Annotated in this window: 16 protein-coding genes; 3 read left to right on the forward strand and 13 right to left on the reverse strand. The window is 47.6% G+C overall.

The window, feature by feature from the left end; translation table 11 throughout:
- Positions 1-548 precede the first annotated feature (548 nt).
- Positions 549-1,154, reverse strand: coding sequence for a hypothetical protein (locus MKQ70_RS32320; protein WP_248079039.1), 606 nt, complete (start codon positions 1,152-1,154; stop codon positions 549-551).
- Between the two features lie 158 nt (positions 1,155-1,312).
- Between MKQ70_RS32320 and MKQ70_RS32325 the strand changes: the two genes are divergently transcribed.
- The 3 genes from MKQ70_RS32325 (at position 1,313) to MKQ70_RS32335 (ending at position 4,157) form a co-directional block, all read left to right on the forward strand.
- Positions 1,313-1,855 (forward strand): hypothetical protein, encoded by a 543-nt coding sequence (locus MKQ70_RS32325; RefSeq protein WP_248079042.1) that lies wholly within the window; start codon positions 1,313-1,315, stop codon positions 1,853-1,855.
- A gap of 8 nt (positions 1,856-1,863) precedes the next feature.
- Positions 1,864-2,529, forward strand: a complete 666-nt coding sequence (locus MKQ70_RS32330; RefSeq protein WP_248079045.1) for a protein NO VEIN domain-containing protein — start codon at positions 1,864-1,866, stop codon at positions 2,527-2,529.
- 1,124 nt (positions 2,530-3,653) lie between these two features.
- Positions 3,654-4,157: a hypothetical protein gene (locus MKQ70_RS32335; RefSeq protein WP_248079047.1), complete on the forward strand. Its 504-nt coding sequence runs from the start codon at positions 3,654-3,656 to the stop codon at positions 4,155-4,157.
- 75 nt (positions 4,158-4,232) lie between these two features.
- Here MKQ70_RS32335 and MKQ70_RS32340 read toward each other — a convergent pair whose 3' ends face one another.
- The 12 genes from MKQ70_RS32340 to MKQ70_RS32395 form a co-directional block, all read right to left on the reverse strand.
- Complete coding sequence (locus MKQ70_RS32340; protein WP_248079051.1) at positions 4,233-5,537, reverse strand: hypothetical protein; 1,305 nt, start codon at positions 5,535-5,537, stop codon at positions 4,233-4,235.
- A 202-nt stretch (positions 5,538-5,739) separates the two neighbouring features.
- Complete coding sequence (locus tag MKQ70_RS32345) at positions 5,740-5,928, reverse strand: hypothetical protein (RefSeq protein ID WP_248079053.1); 189 nt, start codon at positions 5,926-5,928, stop codon at positions 5,740-5,742.
- 312 nt (positions 5,929-6,240) lie between these two features.
- Entirely contained in the window at positions 6,241-7,062 is an 822-nt protein-coding gene (locus MKQ70_RS32350; RefSeq protein ID WP_248079056.1) for a DNA adenine methylase, read from the reverse strand.
- Positions 7,063-7,225: 163 nt separating this feature from the next.
- The gene (locus MKQ70_RS32355) at positions 7,226-7,606 is read right to left on the reverse strand and encodes a hypothetical protein (protein ID WP_248079059.1); all 381 of its coding nucleotides are present in this window, start codon (positions 7,604-7,606) and stop codon (positions 7,226-7,228) included.
- Entirely contained in the window at positions 7,506-8,246 is a 741-nt protein-coding gene (locus MKQ70_RS32360; RefSeq protein ID WP_248079061.1) for a hypothetical protein, read from the reverse strand. The genes MKQ70_RS32355 and MKQ70_RS32360 overlap by 101 nt, the downstream gene beginning before the upstream one ends.
- Positions 8,247-8,422: 176 nt before the next feature.
- Positions 8,423-8,941, reverse strand: coding sequence for a hypothetical protein (locus tag MKQ70_RS32365; RefSeq protein WP_248079064.1), 519 nt, complete (start codon positions 8,939-8,941; stop codon positions 8,423-8,425).
- Positions 8,942-9,350: 409 nt separating this feature from the next.
- Positions 9,351-9,800, reverse strand: coding sequence for a hypothetical protein (locus MKQ70_RS32370; RefSeq protein ID WP_248079067.1), 450 nt, complete (start codon positions 9,798-9,800; stop codon positions 9,351-9,353).
- 208 nt (positions 9,801-10,008) lie between these two features.
- Positions 10,009-11,256 (reverse strand): hypothetical protein, encoded by a 1,248-nt coding sequence (locus tag MKQ70_RS32375; RefSeq protein ID WP_248079070.1) that lies wholly within the window; start codon positions 11,254-11,256, stop codon positions 10,009-10,011.
- Between the two features lie 177 nt (positions 11,257-11,433).
- Positions 11,434-12,300, reverse strand: a complete 867-nt coding sequence (locus MKQ70_RS32380) for a hypothetical protein (RefSeq protein ID WP_248079073.1) — start codon at positions 12,298-12,300, stop codon at positions 11,434-11,436.
- Positions 12,301-12,400: 100 nt separating this feature from the next.
- A complete protein-coding gene (locus tag MKQ70_RS32385) occupies positions 12,401-12,775 on the reverse strand; it encodes a hypothetical protein (RefSeq protein WP_248079076.1) in 375 nt (124 codons plus the stop codon).
- Positions 12,769-13,224 (reverse strand): hypothetical protein, encoded by a 456-nt coding sequence (locus tag MKQ70_RS32390; protein ID WP_248079081.1) that lies wholly within the window; start codon positions 13,222-13,224, stop codon positions 12,769-12,771. Before MKQ70_RS32390 ends, MKQ70_RS32385 begins: the two co-directional genes overlap by 7 nt.
- A 171-nt stretch (positions 13,225-13,395) precedes the next feature.
- Entirely contained in the window at positions 13,396-15,492 is a 2,097-nt protein-coding gene (locus tag MKQ70_RS32395) for a hypothetical protein (RefSeq protein ID WP_248079084.1), read from the reverse strand.
- Between the last annotated feature and the right edge of the window lie 1,678 nt (positions 15,493-17,170).

Genomic DNA, 17,170 nt, shown 5'->3' on the forward strand with positions numbered 1-17,170 from the left:
AGATGGTCGAAGGCAATACAGAGCGCATAGAACCGGAAAAACTGTATCCTGTTAAGCAATAAGTTGTGGCACAGGTCTGCAAACTTATAACGGTCTTTCATGCAAAGCCGAAACAAGGCGGCATGGCAGAGGTCATCAAGTAAAGGTATGGCGTCTCTATAGTAGCGGTGCCGCAGTTTGTTGGCAAAGGCATAGTGAAAGTTTATGGTATCGTATCCCGAGTTATGTATTGGCGAGGAGTATAGCCATGCCGAAACTCCACGTCTGAAATAGTTGTCCCAGGTGGCATCTTTCACGTAATTGGTGATGATCTCGGCCAAAAAGGGCATTGATTTCTTAAACTCAGTGGTAAAATGGTACTCCCTGAATTTTTAACGCTGAAATCTCTGTGTAAGATATTGAGTCCCGGATATAACGGCTCATAATTTACCGAGTGTCCGTTGTGTTCAGAAGGGACAGTCAGATAGGAAATGGACTCAATTGGCAGGTCCCGCTGGGCCATTTCATGTTGTTCTGCCAGTCTTTCCAATACGGCCTCACTTCCCAGGCTACAGCGGCCAGTACTGGTTGGGGGCGGCAACATCTGTAACTTGGCCTTTTGATTGCAGCAAGAATACTGCCGCTTGGAAATGATAGTACGGCAGCTGTTGATCTGATGATAGAAATATGGAAAAGGGACGTATCGACGCGATAGGCTGGTTGGGTTTACTCATGGCGACCAGTACCGGATACTCTCCATTTAACCCGGGACAGAGCTTTATCCAATCGTCGCAGTATTGGTCGATGTGTTTTTGGGCGGCCAGCAGATAAGACAACAATTCATAGAATCCGCCTTGACTCCTGTAGATGTTTTCTAATATGATGGCTTTAACGGTTTCGCCATCCTGCGTTGAAAGATTCTCAAAAATATGATGGCCAGCGCAATCAAATAGTTTCAGGTAGCCAAGCTGGCGGGCGGTTTTCTGAGGTCTTAATAAAATACGCAGTAAAGACTCCTGCTGAAATTCGGTTTCGTTAAGTGCTGTGTCTTCTGTCAGGTCGGCAGTCGTTAACTGATCTTGTGTGGTCTTTAATAGAGCTGCATCCAGGTCGTCTTTTATGAACGGGAATAGCCTGGGAAGCTGCTCATCAACCTTTGTAAGGATGGCAGACATATAGCTAATGTTTGGTGTTGGACGAAACTGAAGGAGGGATATACTATTAAAACGGCGCGGATCAAAGAATTAACCAACCGAACGGCTACTTTTTTAAAATATTTCCAATAAGTTCGATTTGCCTAAAAGGCCAGATGCCTCACCTTAATTCACCTAAGATGATCAACTTTGCCATTCTTGATAATATTATACAAAAGTATAAAGCGAATTTTAGTGCTATCTCCAACGCCGAAATTTACAAATGGGCGGCTGTAAAGTGTTTTCAGGACAATTTCAACCCGAAAGCACCCGACTTCAAAGATATGTTGCTTAACAGTCTTTCCGGGACGCGATGGTTGATGGACACGCAGCAATACTTTCCCAAAAGAATGATCACTGAATATATGAACAGGGATGTAGCAGCGGTGCGGACGTTGTTTCATTCGCTATTTAACGAACAGGAGCCTTTGGTAGATCGGCTTGCCGAGTTCTGCGAAGGAATGAGAGCGCTGCATTCATTGTGTATACCTGACAGGAAGCAGTCCTTTCAGGATACCCGTGCCTGTATGGTCTATCTGAGCCTCCGTTATCCGGAAAAATACTTCTTGTACAAATATGAAATGTTCAGGGGTTTGCCGCGCGGGTTGGCTTCCCGGCGCACGTTAGTAAACGTAATGTGTACACCAATGTGGAAATGTATATTGGTTTATGTGAAATTGTAAGGGAATGGGTGATCAAAGATGACGAGCTGTTAAAATTGCACCACGGCAGGCTGGGCGCAGACCACTACGCGGATCCTGCCTACCATCTGCTTACCCAGGATATTATCTATGCGACGGTTGACAACGAATGGCAAATGGAGCCGGTAGAAGAGGAGCCGTTTGATATTAAAGTGATGGACGACGAGGGAATAGAGGTCGTAGTGCCGCCACCATATAGTGGTAAAGCCATAAAAACTGATTTTTTAAAACTTGCGGTTTCCCAAAAGGTCTTGGGCAATTTAGGCGAACAAGCGGTCCTTGACTATGAACGGCGCAAGCTGTATGAACTTCAGCCTGAGCTTCATCCCGTCTGGACCGCTAAAGAGAAAGGCGACGGGTTGGGCTATGATATCGACAGCTTTGATTTGGATGGCACCCCCATTGTTATAGAAGTGAAAACGACCAGGACAGCGCAGGCCCCCTTTTATATTTCCGATCGGGAACTTGAGGCCAGTAAAAGTTACGGGGAGCGGTATTGTCTATACCGGCTCTTTGACTTTGATGAACATACGCGCCGTTGTAAAATGATTATTCATAGGGGCTCTCTCGAGTGTTTTTGCACCCATCCGGTATCCTATAAAGTAAATTATAAACGCAGCCCGATCAACCAGCATGTAAAAAAGGTCTCATATTGATGTTTTTTAAACTGACATTTTGAGAATTTGACTTGTAATCATTTATTGCGTTGATGCATTAACGTGAATCTTTTTGTAAATTAGTTCGTAAATAATTGACGATTCCCCATGTATCGGACAGTTAATTGATTATCTCCATTACTCCACTTTTCTTAAGCCTCTGATCAGGAGTTTCATACAGCTCCTGCATATTGTCGTGTGTTGATTTTTTATCCTATTATCAAATTTCATGTAAAATTCACCCGAATACCATTCTGAGGATACTATTTATTAGGGGACGATTCGCCCTAATGAAAATAAACACGGAAGACATTACCGGACCTAACCCTGTAGTTAGAACCCTTAAGTCTAAGTGCCACTATCCTTCGGATATAACAAACTTTTTTCTCCTGGGTTGATGTATTTCATAGCCCTCCCTTTTAAATAAAGGAGGGCGCCAACTGGAGCCACCAGCTTTATTCCCCGCTCTGTTGCGGGGGATCAGGCAGTCTATGTGTGGTGCTTTCTCCAAAAAGAGGCAATGGTGATCTGTGGTAAATGCATCAGAAAAATTGATGATTTATTCTAAAAATTCAACGCTTATGATTCAACGTGGCCCTCCGGGCAACTTTCAGGACTGCCGTCGCACCCATCGACGGGCAGCAACCTTAACTTTTAACATGGCTATATTCTATGGGAGTAGTAAAAGTGGAGAAATCCATATTTCGTGTTTTTAAATCAAAAGTATGAGCAACATTAAAAACCAGATACGCGATCTGATGCCTGGGGCAGCAAAGCCCACTACACTTCGGGCGTATTGTCAGTCATTCTATATGGCTTTAGAATACTGGCGGTTATCACCTTGGTAATGGGAGATCAGAGCCATATTAAATGGTGCTGGACGCTGCTTGCGGACCGTCCGATGCCGGGGATATCTCCGTTTTAGGTGTAATAAGCATCCCATTCATGTTTGTTCAAAACAAGGGCAGCCGGTCAAACGGCTGCCTGATTTTTTAACCACTCCCCAGTTTCAAATTTGTTTCTCCTATATAGCATATAGCCTTCGCGGCCATCGGTAATATTATACTCCCACACACTGATATCCGGCATCCCTTGCCGGCTTTTCCTCATTCAATAGTTCATTTATGAAAAAGATTGTGTTGTGGGCAGCTGCCGTGCTGTTGATTACCGGTTGCTCAAAAGATTTCGGGCCTATAAAGCCCGCTCCTGTGATCCCGCTTGTGCCTGTTCCAATCTGGCCGTGGCTACCCAAAAATATCACGCTTGCCGCTATGTGCGTCAATAGTTACCAGGACGCTACCACGTTGCTGGGAACAACGCCGCTGCCTGCGGTCAGCGTGGAGCTGGAATCGGGTTTAGTGATCAGCATCGATGCAACAATTCTATCTATTAACTACATGCCGGTCGGGGGACCGGTAGGTAATTCGCTTTTTACTTCCCGGTTGGTCGTAACATTCAATGTCTGGGGATATGAACAGTTCTACACCTCCGATGTCTGGAGTCTCGGATGTGAATTGCCGTCTCCTGGCGGCGTGTTGACCAACGTTAGAAAAGGGGGATTGAATATACGGTCAATACCTGTTTTATCTGGTCGGTGCCTCAAACCGCCGGGCAGGGTGAGAGGATAAGATATATAAACCTTCCATGACCAAAGTTTAGCGATGAGTGACACCAAAGCGGGGTGGCAATGCCACCCCGCTTTATTATTGGCAAAAGAAGGTATTCTGAGGCGCATGCCCTTTGGTGGTGTTTACGTCTGGTTCCTTTCGAAGGTCTTCGCCGAGACTGGCGGGATTTCTTCCCCTTCCTACCAGCCACCATGCAGTGGTACGAGGCAGCTGTCTGCCCGCAGCTTCCATTACGTCCAGTGCGAAATCGGTACAATTATACTGTTCAAGGTCATAAGTACTTCGGTAGTGCTCAATAATAGCAAGTGCATTGCCGAATTGCTCCGCATCTGCCGGGATGGATAAAGCAACATCATAAGGCAGGCCCGCATCTGCGGCCAGCGCTGAAGGAGCGGTAGTCTGAGAAGTTGGGTAAACTTTTTGCGCCGGGTGGAATCCCAGCATCCGTCTGACAAAAACACCAGCTATATCCTGCTCGAGCCCGATAAAGACATGCCCCATTTTTCCTGTCAGGGTAAAGGGATTATCCGATCCGGCCAGTGGCTGATTGACATAAAGGGTAATGGTACCTGGTTGGGAGCGATCAAAACATCGCAGATAAATCGCCAGGTCTTTGATCAGATTATCCGGAGGTGATACGACAATGGAGGGTGTTGCGGTGCTGGTGGGGCCGCTTCCACCACCAATACCGGCCCCTCCGCCGCCTATGCCTGTTATTTTAGTTTGTCCAGGCCAGAAATTATCGTCAATCCATCCGGTGCCGCTGACGCATTCGGTATGAACGTAGATGTTGCCGATGCAGTTGCCCTTGCCATCTCCCGTACAGGTAATCCACTGATAACATATTTCGAGCGGAATTATTCTCGCCTGCTGGTTAGCCGGTGAAAGGAAGTCGGCAGATAAGGGCAACGACGCGGCTGGGGACCGTTGCGGGAATTTGAAATGGTAGCCGCCAAACTGGGGAGAATCATTGATCCAGGCTTGGAAGAATGCAAAATTTCGCCGCAGTGTTTCTTGGGAAATAGCTGGGTTGTTGCTGGGGAGCGGAGGCCGATCATATACCCGGTATTTGGCGAAGGCGCCATATTCGATGGCAAGGAGCGCGACTACGGAATCTTTTTCCGGGGTGCAAATCGGCACCAGATAGGTCAGTTGCCCGGCCGTTGTCCCCACCAGGTAGTAGGGCCAGTTAATAGGGCCATAACTGTTTTGCAATCTGGTCAAAAAGTACTGGTCTGCCTTACCGGCCGCCAGGGCATCTAAAAAAATGTTACCGGTAACGATCGTGCTGTCTTTTTTTAGTGAAGTGGCTAAAGGGCCTGCCTTGTGGCATTTAGAGAGCATGAAAAGCAATGTAAATGAGAAGACGGCGATGGCCATAGGCCCTGTTCCAATGGCTACCCTTTTGGAAGCCCCTGGTGAGTTTGCACATAGATGATGGTTTTAGTTAATAAACAATGGTAAAGTCGGGTCAACGGTATTTATGGTCTTGGCCCTTTGGGGCGATGTTTGGGTTCGGCTATCTTTTTAAACTGTGTGTCATGAAATGTGATCTTGCCATCCTTTCGCTGCGCCAGCGATTTCACCTGGGGGACTCCGGGTCGCCGAAGGCGTCAATGTGATCCAATAGAGAGGTGATGTTGGAGGGGGCAGCATACAGGAACAGGTAATCGCTTTTGTTATCCAGTTCCATCGTACTGAGCGTTTGGTAGGCAAGGCCCGAATCGGTGGTGACAAGTTTTTGCGTCAGACCGAATCCTTCCACGTGCATCGAGATATAATGTGCCTGGAGGATAAAGTAGTTTTGGGCTGAGGATCGTTTTTCATTGGGTGTACTTTAGTGGTTCAGAAAAGGCCCGAAGCAGGAATGCTTCGGGCTAAACGGAAATATCCGTACTTGGTTGACTTAGCACTTGACGGGTCGCACTCCTGCGTTGCCCTCTCCACTTCAGCCAACAACTTTCCAAATTATCACATGGTGTTTTGCAGCAATAGACTATAAAGTTCGAGGTCGTAAACAGTGCAATGTGCTATGTAGGAATAATTTTCACCTGTACTTACCAGTTATAGCTTGATTGTATGCTCAGGTGCCGAATAAATCCATTTGTGGGATGCGGCCAACGAGCGGGTAGTTGGCGGTGAGCACCTCAATTTTAGGTTTCCCCTTGCCTGATTTAAGGTTTACGGAGACAATTTGTTCTACCTGGTGCTGGGCCCAACCGAATTTTGCAACATAGGTATCCAATATTTTTGAAGGGTAAGAGCTGAGCAGAAATTTGCCTTTGATAGCAGTCAGCACGTCTAAGAGTTCAGTGAAGTCACGCTTCGTATATCCTTTATAGTGGCCCATGTCGCTGTTGAAATATGGAGGGTCGCAATAAAAGAAGGAGTCAGGGGTGTCCCTGCTGGTGATCATATATAAAGCGTCCTTGCATTCGAGCTGGACATGTTCCAGTCTTTTGGCGTATCGGACGGTAAATTCCTCCCGGCTGTTGATAACCTTTTTGGAGGTAGTGTCGGAGCTTACATCAAATCCCCAGGAGCCATCCAGTCTGGAGGCAAAACTTTGGGTAGCCAGCACCCATACGGCCCATGCCCGCTGAACGGGGGTAAATAATTCGGGGTAGAGGTACATGATCCAGGCGTGCTGGTGTATCTGCCGGGAGTGTAACGTCACCGAAAGCATGGCCTGTAACTCATGATATTGGTTTTGGACGACCCGGTAGAAATTGATCAGTTCTCCATTTATGTCGTTGAGTATCTCGACTTCCGAAGGGCGTTTATACCAGAAATAAGCCGCGCCACCTGCAAATGGTTCCTCGTATAAGACGTGCGGTACGATGAAGGTATCGATAATGGGCGCCATTTTCTGTTTCCCGCCATAATAAGTTAGAAGGCTTTTCATGACAAGCTGTTTAAAGGTTATCTTTTAGTGGGCTTACCTGCGTAGCACTTATTAAATCGGGTGGGTGGATTGTGCAGTGGGATGTCTCAAGGTTGCTGACCGGGGCCGGAATGGGACCGGCGCCGCTGTGATGCTGAATAGCAAAATGATTTAAATATCATCTCTATATTTTTTCAAGACCGAGCGTAAAAGAATCAAATGTCCAGACCAGTGAGTCGTAACCTGCTTTGTATACCTGGCATATTGCCTGGCGGTCTGCAGCAAGCAGGGTCACGCTATTGAGCCGCAGGCTGTGCTTTGTTAAATCCTGGAGGTTATTGTAGGCCCAATCCCGACTGAGTCGCTGGACTGTTTGGAGGCAGTCTGCCATTCGGGCGAAGCCAACATCGCAGGAAAAATAAGAGATCACCAGTTCGGGAGATTTTTTGAGGGTCCAACTCAGTTCAAGGTAACAGGTATCGCCGGTCCTGGTGGCAGGTGCGCCATGAGCAATGATCTCCGGGCGCATTTCCATCTGTGAGCGCAGGTAATACATCCCCAGCATGTGGACAAATTTGGAGTAGCCATTCGTGGTAAGCAGCGCATCCTCGGTGGTATACGCCAATCTGGGTGTACAGCAGGTCTCCCTGACGCAGCATGTAGATGGGCGATAGCTGGCTGAGTTGGAAGATAAATAGTGGGTCGATCTGGGGATGCAAAAGCAGGTTGGGATGGATGGCCATAAATATCCCGGGTTGCTCATTGGGATGAATAGTCATTTTTTCAATAGCGAAAACCTTTTGCTTATTAGCGTCCAGCACCTGGGCTGTGGATAAAAACGGCTCCTGTCGCTGATCAGCAAATGTTTTGTCGAAGTTGAACAAAGGATGCATCGTTAGTTCGTAGAGGGCGGTTAGCAGGTCATTGGTGTGTAGATGAATTTCGCGGTCTGGATCTGCGGCACTATTCTCAGACGACTGATATAGGTGTGCGGTCTTAATGGTCTCGAAGTTCTTTCCAATCCCCAGGAGTTTGTCTGTCGCCTGGCAGCGAACAACCAGGTTGGCAATTTGCGGGCATGGGCGGAGAAGATCGGTTTTGAGGTCGGTATCAAAGAGCTTGATAAATAGTGTCGAATCTGTCTGGTCGTCAGGTTCAATGCCGAGTTGGGCCAGCTCCTGCTGTATTTTAGGACTTGCCAGCAAATATAGCCCCCGCTCTTGTGGGGACGTAATGTCAGGTATACCAGGGGAGGGGATCATCTCGGTACTGACAAGGGCAATGCTGTTTTCCAGATCGGTAAGTTCTGCGGATTGAAACAGGTATTTGTCTGCGTTGTCTGTCTGCTCGTCAAAGAGTGCAGGGTCAGTGGACAGCAGCTTTATAATGGCATCATTGGCGGTTTTAAAAAGATGGTGCTGAATGATCGGAGGATAGGCAATGGCGTCGTTTTTACGACCGATCCACTGAGCCGAATGCCCATGTAAGAGGCTGAATAGAGGGCATCCACCAGGTGGATGTCTTCTTTGACCAACCCTTGGTTGACCACCTGGTAGAAAAGCGCATAACCGGTGGTAGGAATAAGGATGCCGGGATCCGGCAGATACTCGAACAGTTCAAGGGTAAATTTCTCTGCCGGCCGGAAAAGAAAATGTTCGGCCAGGCCGCTGAAAAGTCCCGATACATCTGCACGTAGCGCCTGCAGCCTGATAATATCGTCAGTTGTGCCTTCGGCGGTGCATAATCTGAACAATGCGTCCCCATTTTTTAAATCATATACCATCGCCTCCTGTATGTAATGATGAACACCGATAGACGAAGCCGCTCTTTTGTCGAAATAGTCGGGTGCCAGTAGCAGGAACTCCTTGAGTACGTCAAAAATATTTGCGCTGACAGTCACATGCGCTTTTTTCGGGGAGTAGGGTTGGCGCCATCTACGGGCTGGTATTTGAAGTATGCAATAAATTGTATCGGGAGTTTCTTTTCTTCCATGATAAAACCATTTAAAAGGACTTAGCACTGTGGGATGCCGATAGCAATAATGAAAGTCTGATGGTGGGTGCTGTTGATTGCGGCCATGTGCGTCTTTCCATATAATCTTTCGGTGGAAGTTGGTGTTTACGCGGTGGCTACGCTGTTAAGTAACAGCATTTGAATGGGGTAAAGTCCTATATAGCACTTATATAATGGAGAATGAGCACTACACAGTTGCAGGAATTGAAGCCGTGATCAAATGTATTACCGCTTCACAATGGGGTGGTATTGGTTAAAGGTGCGCCTCCACTATACTGATGGAGGCGCCGATGCGATTACTTGCGTCTTTTGCCTGGATTTTGGGTATCCAGGTTCCTTTCCCTTTTCCTGTTTTGTTTTGGTGCCTGATCGTCTTGTTTAATATTGAGGACGTGGATTGCGGCCAAACGAACGTCTGCTTCCAAGGCCGGGCTTTCATGAAGGCGGTAGATGATTTTCTTCTCGCTCTCTGACCAGGATCCGGAAACAAGGGTAGAGAGATTTGCGGCATCCAATATGCGGGCTTCTCTTATCTGCAAACTGAGGTCAGCATGCGCGATGTCAAGTCGTTGGAAATATGCAGGGTTTATATCTGATAGTGAATGTAGGGCGTCCCTTATGCCCGAAAATGGTAGTCTGACATAACTAATAAAATTGTCAGACAGGTTTTGGCTATGGCTTGCAGAGCAGCCAAATTCCATAATGTAAGGTTTGCTGACATCGTTTTTTAGGGACAAATCACGCATATAGCCCGGGTTTTGTTCCGATAGTTCTTTAAAAAATGAAGCAGTTTGTTGATGAAAAAATTGCGGTAGGCATCTGACGTTAAAGTACCCTCAACTTCCCTGCTGCCAACCAATATGTAGGTATTGCCATCAGCATCTTTTCGCGGGCTGGCAGCCAATGAGATCAGGGCGCCGATGCCGGGCAACTCCATAGCCTGCGGGGAGGCGATCAGATAAATTCTGGAAACGGTGTCTGATCTGTTAATAGATCATTGGAGAACATTAATGTTAATAGTTGTTGTTTTTGTTGATGGTCGAGGATTTTCACTGAATCGATGAACATGCCGTTGTCTGTCATTGCGGAACGGTCAAAAAGGGGAAGGGCGTACTTGATGGCATGATAAATGGCGTCAAGCGGGGAGTCGGTATGGTAGTTGGTGCGACGGAAATAGAGATTTTGCGCTGATGGGTAATTGGAAGAAATTCCTTCCCGGTGATTGGAATGAACTTGTACTTCGTAATTGCATCTGCTGGCCAGATGCCAGCCTTCAGCATGTTGGTCGGCTATTGATCTCATAGCAGGAGTATATTCGGCAGAAAACACATTGTAGTCGGCGATATGAACCGGTCGGGCATTACCCTGCCGATCCACTTTGACGTTTGTCAGGCCAAGTCCGGCCAGCGGGCCGTGCATCATCGCGTGGAAATCCAAATAAACGCCCCTTTGGTCATTGTCGTGCTGAACAAATTGTCTTAGCACGGGATACATGGAGATTTTTGCAAGGATGGCCTGCTGGAAATCCTCATCAAAAAGGATAGCGGATTTTATAGTCGGATCGTTTCCGTGAGAATGGGAAAAGGCCGTGAAGTATTGTGATGGGGCAATGGAGAGCATGGCTGCCAGGGGCTGGAACAGGTTGGGGTAGTAATCATTTTGGGTGTAGGGCACTCCTTGATGTTGATCGTGCATGATTCTGCTGGTCTCCAGTCGAAAGGACGTTGTCGGCCAAGGTACATCGGAAACCAGCCACTGTTTTGTGTTTGCTGTAAAGAGTTGCGCGTATCCGGCTCCCACGCAAGCCGATTTGTTCTTGCTGTTATACCAAAGGAAGTCAAGGGAATAATTGCTGTCTTTCAACGCATCTGAAAAGTCTTTGAATGAAATAGTTGAAAGCCACCACTTCATTGCCCTGGAATCTATATCGAGCGAAACGGTTTGGTTTTCAAAAACTGCCCTGGTCTTGCATGCCACATCGCCTTTTGACAAATCGATGATGGAAACAGATTTTATATATTGGTTATGGCCCTTTTGCTGGCTGCTGGCGTAAAAGAATTCAGCAGGATCTATTTCGAACAGCTTTTTGAGACCCATATCTAAGGTAGCAACAGGCTGCATCACATTGGGACGCATTTCGGCCTGCGGGGCTATCGTCTCGTAGGCGATATGGAACAGATAACGATTAGTATTGTTTTGCATGGCATTCATTTTACACGTAAATGGTTTATAATTTCGGCTGTAAGCCTTCGTCCGCGTCTTTGGACCTGGATCTGGGGCGTTCTTGCTGCTGTGTCCAGGGAAAGGGTTGTGACTTGAGAACGGAGAAAATGGAATCTTTGTCCTGTGGCTGGGAGAACATATAGGCGATGGCCAGTTTCAAATCGTCCTTGGCGTCAGGGGTAATTTCATATTTGGGCTGAGCCCTGCGGTCGACGATAATCCTAAATACGGGCTGTTTGGTGTCAATGGAGAAGATGAATATTTCTTCCAGCAGCATGGGGGTTTTTGTTCTGCCATGAATATGCCATAAAACAAATCTTCCCGCAGGTGTTTTAAGCTGGCGAGTGCCTGTTCTGCATCGGGGTAGCCGGTTGATTGCAGGAATGGATCTTTCTGGAAGGGTACCCGCCAGGCCATATTTACAAGGTATTGGTCACCTTCTGCATATAGCGGCGGGTCCGGGATTCGGCATTCCGGACGAAGGGCCGCCTGGCTTACCAAAAAGTTCTGTCCATAGTAGATCAGCCAAAGGTCGAATCCGTCTGTACTTTGAATCCGACCTTCCAGCTGATGGGCGATAGGGGTGTGTAACATGTCGTTTCTTACCTGGAGGTATTCGGTCTGGTTATAGGAAAGGGTTTTTAACGGAAAATCCTGCAGCGCTGGGTGGGATGCCATGTCAGGTGCTATCTGCAGGTATAGCGTATCTGCCTGTTCTCCCAAATTTGAGGCGTGCGTAATGCGAATTAGTGGCCTGCTGTGTCTGTCCATTAATACCGCTTCATGGACGATAATGTTTTCACCGTCTCTGCTAAGGGCATTTGGGAAATACTTTTCCACGGGCGTAAGTATCAGGTAGTGCAGTACAGATTTAAAGTCGCCATGAATATAGTTATCTGAAGTGCCGGGAAATCTTACGTATCCCGTTCCTGACTTATAGCGGATGACGCCCTGATAGTCAAAATCCGGGTCTTCGTTAATTTTGATGTCAAGAAATTTGGCGATGGACGCAATTTCGGGCATCGGTTCCGGTACTGGCGGTTGCCATCAGTATAGGCGTCCAGCCTTATGGCCTGAATACTATTGGAATTATTCACTGCAATATTGCGCATGCCAAGCCTTGTCAGCAGGTACAGGTATAACGGATCGCCCACGATGAAACGTCCCTGGGCGGCGGGGGCAATATTTCGCTTGGTGATGTTGGCGTATTGAGCAAAATCACACCCAGCGGTGGGCGGTCAGCGCCAAAGTGGCCGAAGCTCCCATGTTCCCAGTAGTATTGCGCGTTTTTTTCAATGGCGAGCTCCTTATCAAACAGGTGTCCTGGTATTGTTGCCAGTGTCAGTCCTGCTATGATCGGCCTCAGAAATAGATGCCTTTCTGTTTTTATAGGGAGGCTGAACCCGTCGTCGCCAACAAAGCCACCATCAAGGTGATAGCCCTTTAGTTCCACGCTATACTGCTGCGGAAGCACAAATGCATCCTTTCTGATCAGCACACCATTGATATTATCCAGAACTTTAGCAGGTCTCGGGTTACCTGTATGGTAGGGTCCTTATCTGTATAGTAGAGAATCGGTAGAAAACCAGGGATATCGATATTATCTCGCCTGACGATTGGCATTTTAAGTCGATTGTGATCAAAACCTTGTTCGGCTACCAGGTAAATGTAATGAAGCGGTTCCTTGGTCCCTCCATCATCATAGAGTGATACAAGTTGCTGGCCGGTTTTCAGATCCAAAATATTCATCCGCTCAACGTAAAAAAGATAGCCGGCAGCGGCGGCGACTGCCTTGCTAAATTGATGCATGGACAATGCCATCGCTGCACACATGGCATTTTCGAGGGTAGGGAAAGGTTGGGCTAAGTTCGTGGGATGATCGTGGATGGTCAGATCGAAGACCGGCGCGTATTTTACATAGAGAAGGTAATTTTGGTTTGTGTCCATATAACAGAATTCAGGATAATCAATGGGTTTGGCTGGTGACGGCTAATGGCCAGGGCGAATTTTTTTTTCAATGTTGGTTCCCCGAGCCGGATGCGCTGTTGGGTGGTGAGTTGACCCGTTTTGAGTTGTTGGCCGATAAATTCAAGGGCACTGCCGGGAGTTGCTTTATAATTATTTATAAGGCTGGGCAGGTCCAGTTTTGAGGAGAACGGCAGGATTGCAAGTTTTCCTCCTGGTTCCCCTGGAGATTTTGGCCAATACATCCTTTGTAGTGGCGTCCAGTACATCGATGCCTACAAGTCTGAGCGGTGGCTGCTCAGCTCCGATATGGCCTGTGATCTGTGTTGCTTTAAGCCAGTCGAGCCGAAATAGTAAATGTTGCTCGTTTATCAGTCCATGTGTATGGCTGCTTGGCTGAGTGGCGCCAGGCGTCAGCCAGTGGAGCTGGGCCAGCAGCTTATGGTCGGGTACAATGGAAGGAGTAATCCTGACCTGGTCGATGTTGGGTACCGACAATCGGTTGGTTATATGAGCGGCCAACAGGGAATAAACAAATTTTTCGTAGCCGTAGGTAAAGTGTTGCGAACCATTTTCGATCCGGCTAATTTGAGCATAAAACTTCCCCTGGTGTACGCAGTGGTGGTCGCAGTCGTCAAGAAGCTGTTTGGGCGGGACCTTTGAAAAAATTGGGTGTTCGGATTGCAGGTCAGTGTCAAACCCAATATAGAACGAGGTTTTTATGCCGTCGGGTAATTTTGTTCCTGGTACCAGCGTCATTATTACCCTTTCAGCGGAATCGAAAATTCTTGCATCCTTGAGCTGGAAGCTGTGTGTCGGGGTTTCCGCATCTGTGGCCGGAATGCTTTTAAGTGAGTCAAAGCACATTTCATATAAGATTTGCGTGAAATCCTTTGACTGATAGTGGCGGGTAACAGAACTGCCCTTTGCTGCCTTAATGTGTTGGGACGTTGGCGCCAATTCTACCTTAAGGTGGTAGGCATTGATAAAGTAGCTATCAGTAGCCATTCGAAGCATGAGTTTGGATAAATCGAGCGACGCTATTTCACTTAACAGGTTTCCGTTTGACGGTTCCCAGTTATTGAGCTTGATAAACTTTGATGTCGCATCATCTCCGCTGGTTATTACCGGGAAATGCATGCGCTCAGACATGTCGGTCATTGCTTCGTGAATTTTGATATATCGCCCCGGCTCCAGAGAGGGAAATGCCTTGTTTTGCTCTCCTGGTTCTATCAACAGGGATTGAGCGATTGGGATATCGGGAATGAGCCGATTGCTGATGGTAGCATTAATAAAATGATGGCCTTCCTTTCCGGGAACATTGATGGAATCGAATACTGCTGCCGGAAGATGAACAAGGTTTCTGTAAGCTGGCAGATGGTTTTCAAAGAAATGTTCAACGGTAAAAATGTGGTCGCTGTGTGATAAATCTTTGACAGGTCTGTCATCGTGGTGCAACCCTGTAAGGTCCAGGCTAACAACTAATGGGCTCAGTACTTTTTGGTTTTCTACTGTGTTGTCCATGACAGCCTGAAGGACTTGCAGATAAGTATCTCCCAATTGCATGTACCCGTCCTGGTTTTGGAGCACCCATTCCAGCATAACCGGCATGTCAGGCGAGTCTCTGTAAGGAGTGATGAAATTGGATAGCTTCAATGCGGAAAAGTCTGTGTAAGGCTCCACGACAAGAAATACGTGGCTGTTCTCTGCGCCTTCCTCGCCTCGTGGAAGGATGTATGTCGAAAGCGCTTTTCTTCCGTCTGTCAGGTCAATAATGGCGGCCTCACTGACAAAATCCTTATATCCCTGATATTGGGCGGTGTTGGGATGAAACTGATCTACCGGAATTTCATACAGGTCTTTTAGTGCCAGATGAAGGCTTGCCGAATTTTTGGTGATGATGGGCTGTGTGGCTGGCTGTGCATTGTCTACAGCATTAAAATGTATCATGAGAAGGTAGCGATCCATAAAAAAGCGGATAAGCGTCATTGTGATAAATGATGCGGCGGGTGGTCGGCGCTTTTCTATTACGTTATAAATTGAACCTGTACAGTTGAGGGGCTTGCAATTCCTAAACATATAACTGAATTCAGGATGATTGAATTGGTTTTTCGTGGCCGGGCTATTGGCCCGGGCCAAAGTTTTTCTGAATGTCGGTCCCGCCGAGTCGGAGGCGTTGTTGTGGTGAAAGCTGATGTGACATAAGCTGCTGTTGAATATATTCAAGTACGCTGCCGGGAGTTTTTTCATAATTGTATATCAGACTGGGGAGGTCCAGTTTTGAAAATGAAGGCAGTATCGTCAGTTTACCACCTGGTTCTCTGTTGATTTTTGCCACGATGTCTTTGGAGTCGGCATCCATCACGTCTATCCCAATGAGCAGCAGTGGAGGGCGATCGGCGCCAATGGAGCCAATGATGTTGGTGGCCTTCAGCCAGTCAAGTCGTAGCAGCAGATGCTGTTCATTGATGACGCCGAATGTATGGCTGTTGGACTGGGTGGCGCCGGGGGCCAACCAGTCGAGCTTAACGAGCAGCTTATGGTCCGGGATAATGGACGGCGTTACCCGTACCTGGGAGACATCGGGCAATGCCAGCCGGCTGGAGGTATGGGCTGCAAATAAGTTGTAGACGAATTTTACATAGCCCTCGGTAAACTGGCGAGTGCCATTTACTTCCCGGCTGACCTGCGCGAAAAGTCTTCCCTGGTGAGCAACATGATGATCGCAATCATCTAATAGCTGGCGGTGACCGATAGGGCCAAGAAGTGAATGCTGACCTCCCAGATCGGTGTCAATGCCAAGGTAGGTGGAGGTTTTGATGCCAGCAGGCAGGTCCGTGCCAGGTACCAGCGAAAAGATTTCCCGGTCTGAAGGAGTATAAATGTGGGCATTCCGGAGGTGAAATTGGGTGCCATTTTCTGGTACACTTGCCGTCTGCAGCGTGTCAAAGGTCATGGTATAAAGCAGCTGTATCAAATCCTTCGACTGATAGAAACGGGTGACGGCGGCACCCAATTCCGCCCTTAAATGGTCCGTGGCAGGAGAGAGTTCAACCTTGAGTTCATAGGATTTTAACTGGTCATTGCTAACCGACTTTAACAGGTGTTTGGGCGCTTCGATTCCCTGTACTGCGGTGAGCTGGCTAGTGGTTGGCTCCCAATTGTCCATCATGAGAAATTTGGTTTCGGTTTTCGGATCAGATGGATGGTCGATTATTTTAAACCCAAATTGCGCGGCAAGACCGGCCATTGACTCATGCAGTTTGAGAAACCGTCCTTCAGGAAGGAACGGCAATGCATGGTCTTTTTGACCAGGTTCTACCAATACAGAGCGGGCAATGGCAAAGTCAGGGGCTTCCCGGCTTCTGATAGCCGCGTCAACGAAATGGAACCCGGCTTTTGCCGGAATGTTGATGGAGTCAAAAAGTGCGGCAGGTAATTGTACAAGGTGATTGAAGGCAGGTACAGGGTTATCGAAGAAATGTTCGATAGTAAAAAAATGGTTGCTTTCAGACAGGTCCTTGACAGGCTTGTCATCATGGACGAAACCTAACAGGTCTACGCTGTAAACCATCGGGTTGAGTACTTTGTAGTTGTGAATGGTGTTGTCCAGCACTGACTGAAAGGTTTGAAAATAGGCATGCCCCAGTTCCATGTATCCTTCGGGGTTTTGCATTACCCATTCCAGCATAATAGGAATGTCCATTGATTCCCTGTGCGGGGTAATGAAATTGGGCAGCTTCAAGGCAGAAAAGGGCGTGTATGGTTCAACCACCAAAAATACGCTGCTGTTCTCGTGGCCTTCCTCACCACGGGGTCGGATAAATGTGGAAAGAGCCTTTCTTCCTTCCAAAAGGTCAACGATGGTCGCCTCCCTGACAAAGTCCTTGTGGCCCTGGTGGCGCGCGGTGTTCGGGTGAAACTGATC

This window comes from Chitinophaga sedimenti (genome assembly GCF_023156195.1).
Taxonomy (GTDB): Bacteria; Bacteroidota; Bacteroidia; order Chitinophagales; family Chitinophagaceae; genus Chitinophaga; species Chitinophaga sedimenti.

Bases quoted from the DNA above. Each gene is read 5' to 3' on its own strand.
- MKQ70_RS32340 (WP_248079051.1), bottom strand. From the start codon at position 5,537: ATGGCCATCGCCGTCTTCTCATTTACATTGCTTTTCATGCTCTCTAAA.
- MKQ70_RS32320 (WP_248079039.1), bottom strand. From the start codon at position 1,154: ATGTCTGCCATCCTTACAAAGGTTGATGAGCAGCTTCCCAGGCTATTC.
- MKQ70_RS32375 (WP_248079070.1), bottom strand. From the start codon at position 11,256: ATGCAAAACAATACTAATCGTTATCTGTTCCATATCGCCTACGAGACG.
- MKQ70_RS32395 (WP_248079084.1), bottom strand. From the start codon at position 15,492: ATGAAAAAACTCCCGGCAGCGTACTTGAATATATTCAACAGCAGCTTA.
- MKQ70_RS32350 (WP_248079056.1), bottom strand. From the start codon at position 7,062: ATGAAAAGCCTTCTAACTTATTATGGCGGGAAACAGAAAATGGCGCCC.
- MKQ70_RS32390 (WP_248079081.1), bottom strand. From the start codon at position 13,224: ATGGACACAAACCAAAATTACCTTCTCTATGTAAAATACGCGCCGGTC.
- MKQ70_RS32380 (WP_248079073.1), bottom strand. From the start codon at position 12,300: ATGCCCGAAATTGCGTCCATCGCCAAATTTCTTGACATCAAAATTAAC.
- MKQ70_RS32335 (WP_248079047.1), top strand. From the start codon at position 3,654: ATGAAAAAGATTGTGTTGTGGGCAGCTGCCGTGCTGTTGATTACCGGT.
- MKQ70_RS32325 (WP_248079042.1), top strand. From the start codon at position 1,313: ATGATCAACTTTGCCATTCTTGATAATATTATACAAAAGTATAAAGCG.
- MKQ70_RS32345 (WP_248079053.1), bottom strand. From the start codon at position 5,928: ATGCACGTGGAAGGATTCGGTCTGACGCAAAAACTTGTCACCACCGAT.
- MKQ70_RS32355 (WP_248079059.1), bottom strand. From the start codon at position 7,606: ATGCTGGGGATGTATTACCTGCGCTCACAGATGGAAATGCGCCCGGAG.
- MKQ70_RS32370 (WP_248079067.1), bottom strand. From the start codon at position 9,800: ATGCGTGATTTGTCCCTAAAAAACGATGTCAGCAAACCTTACATTATG.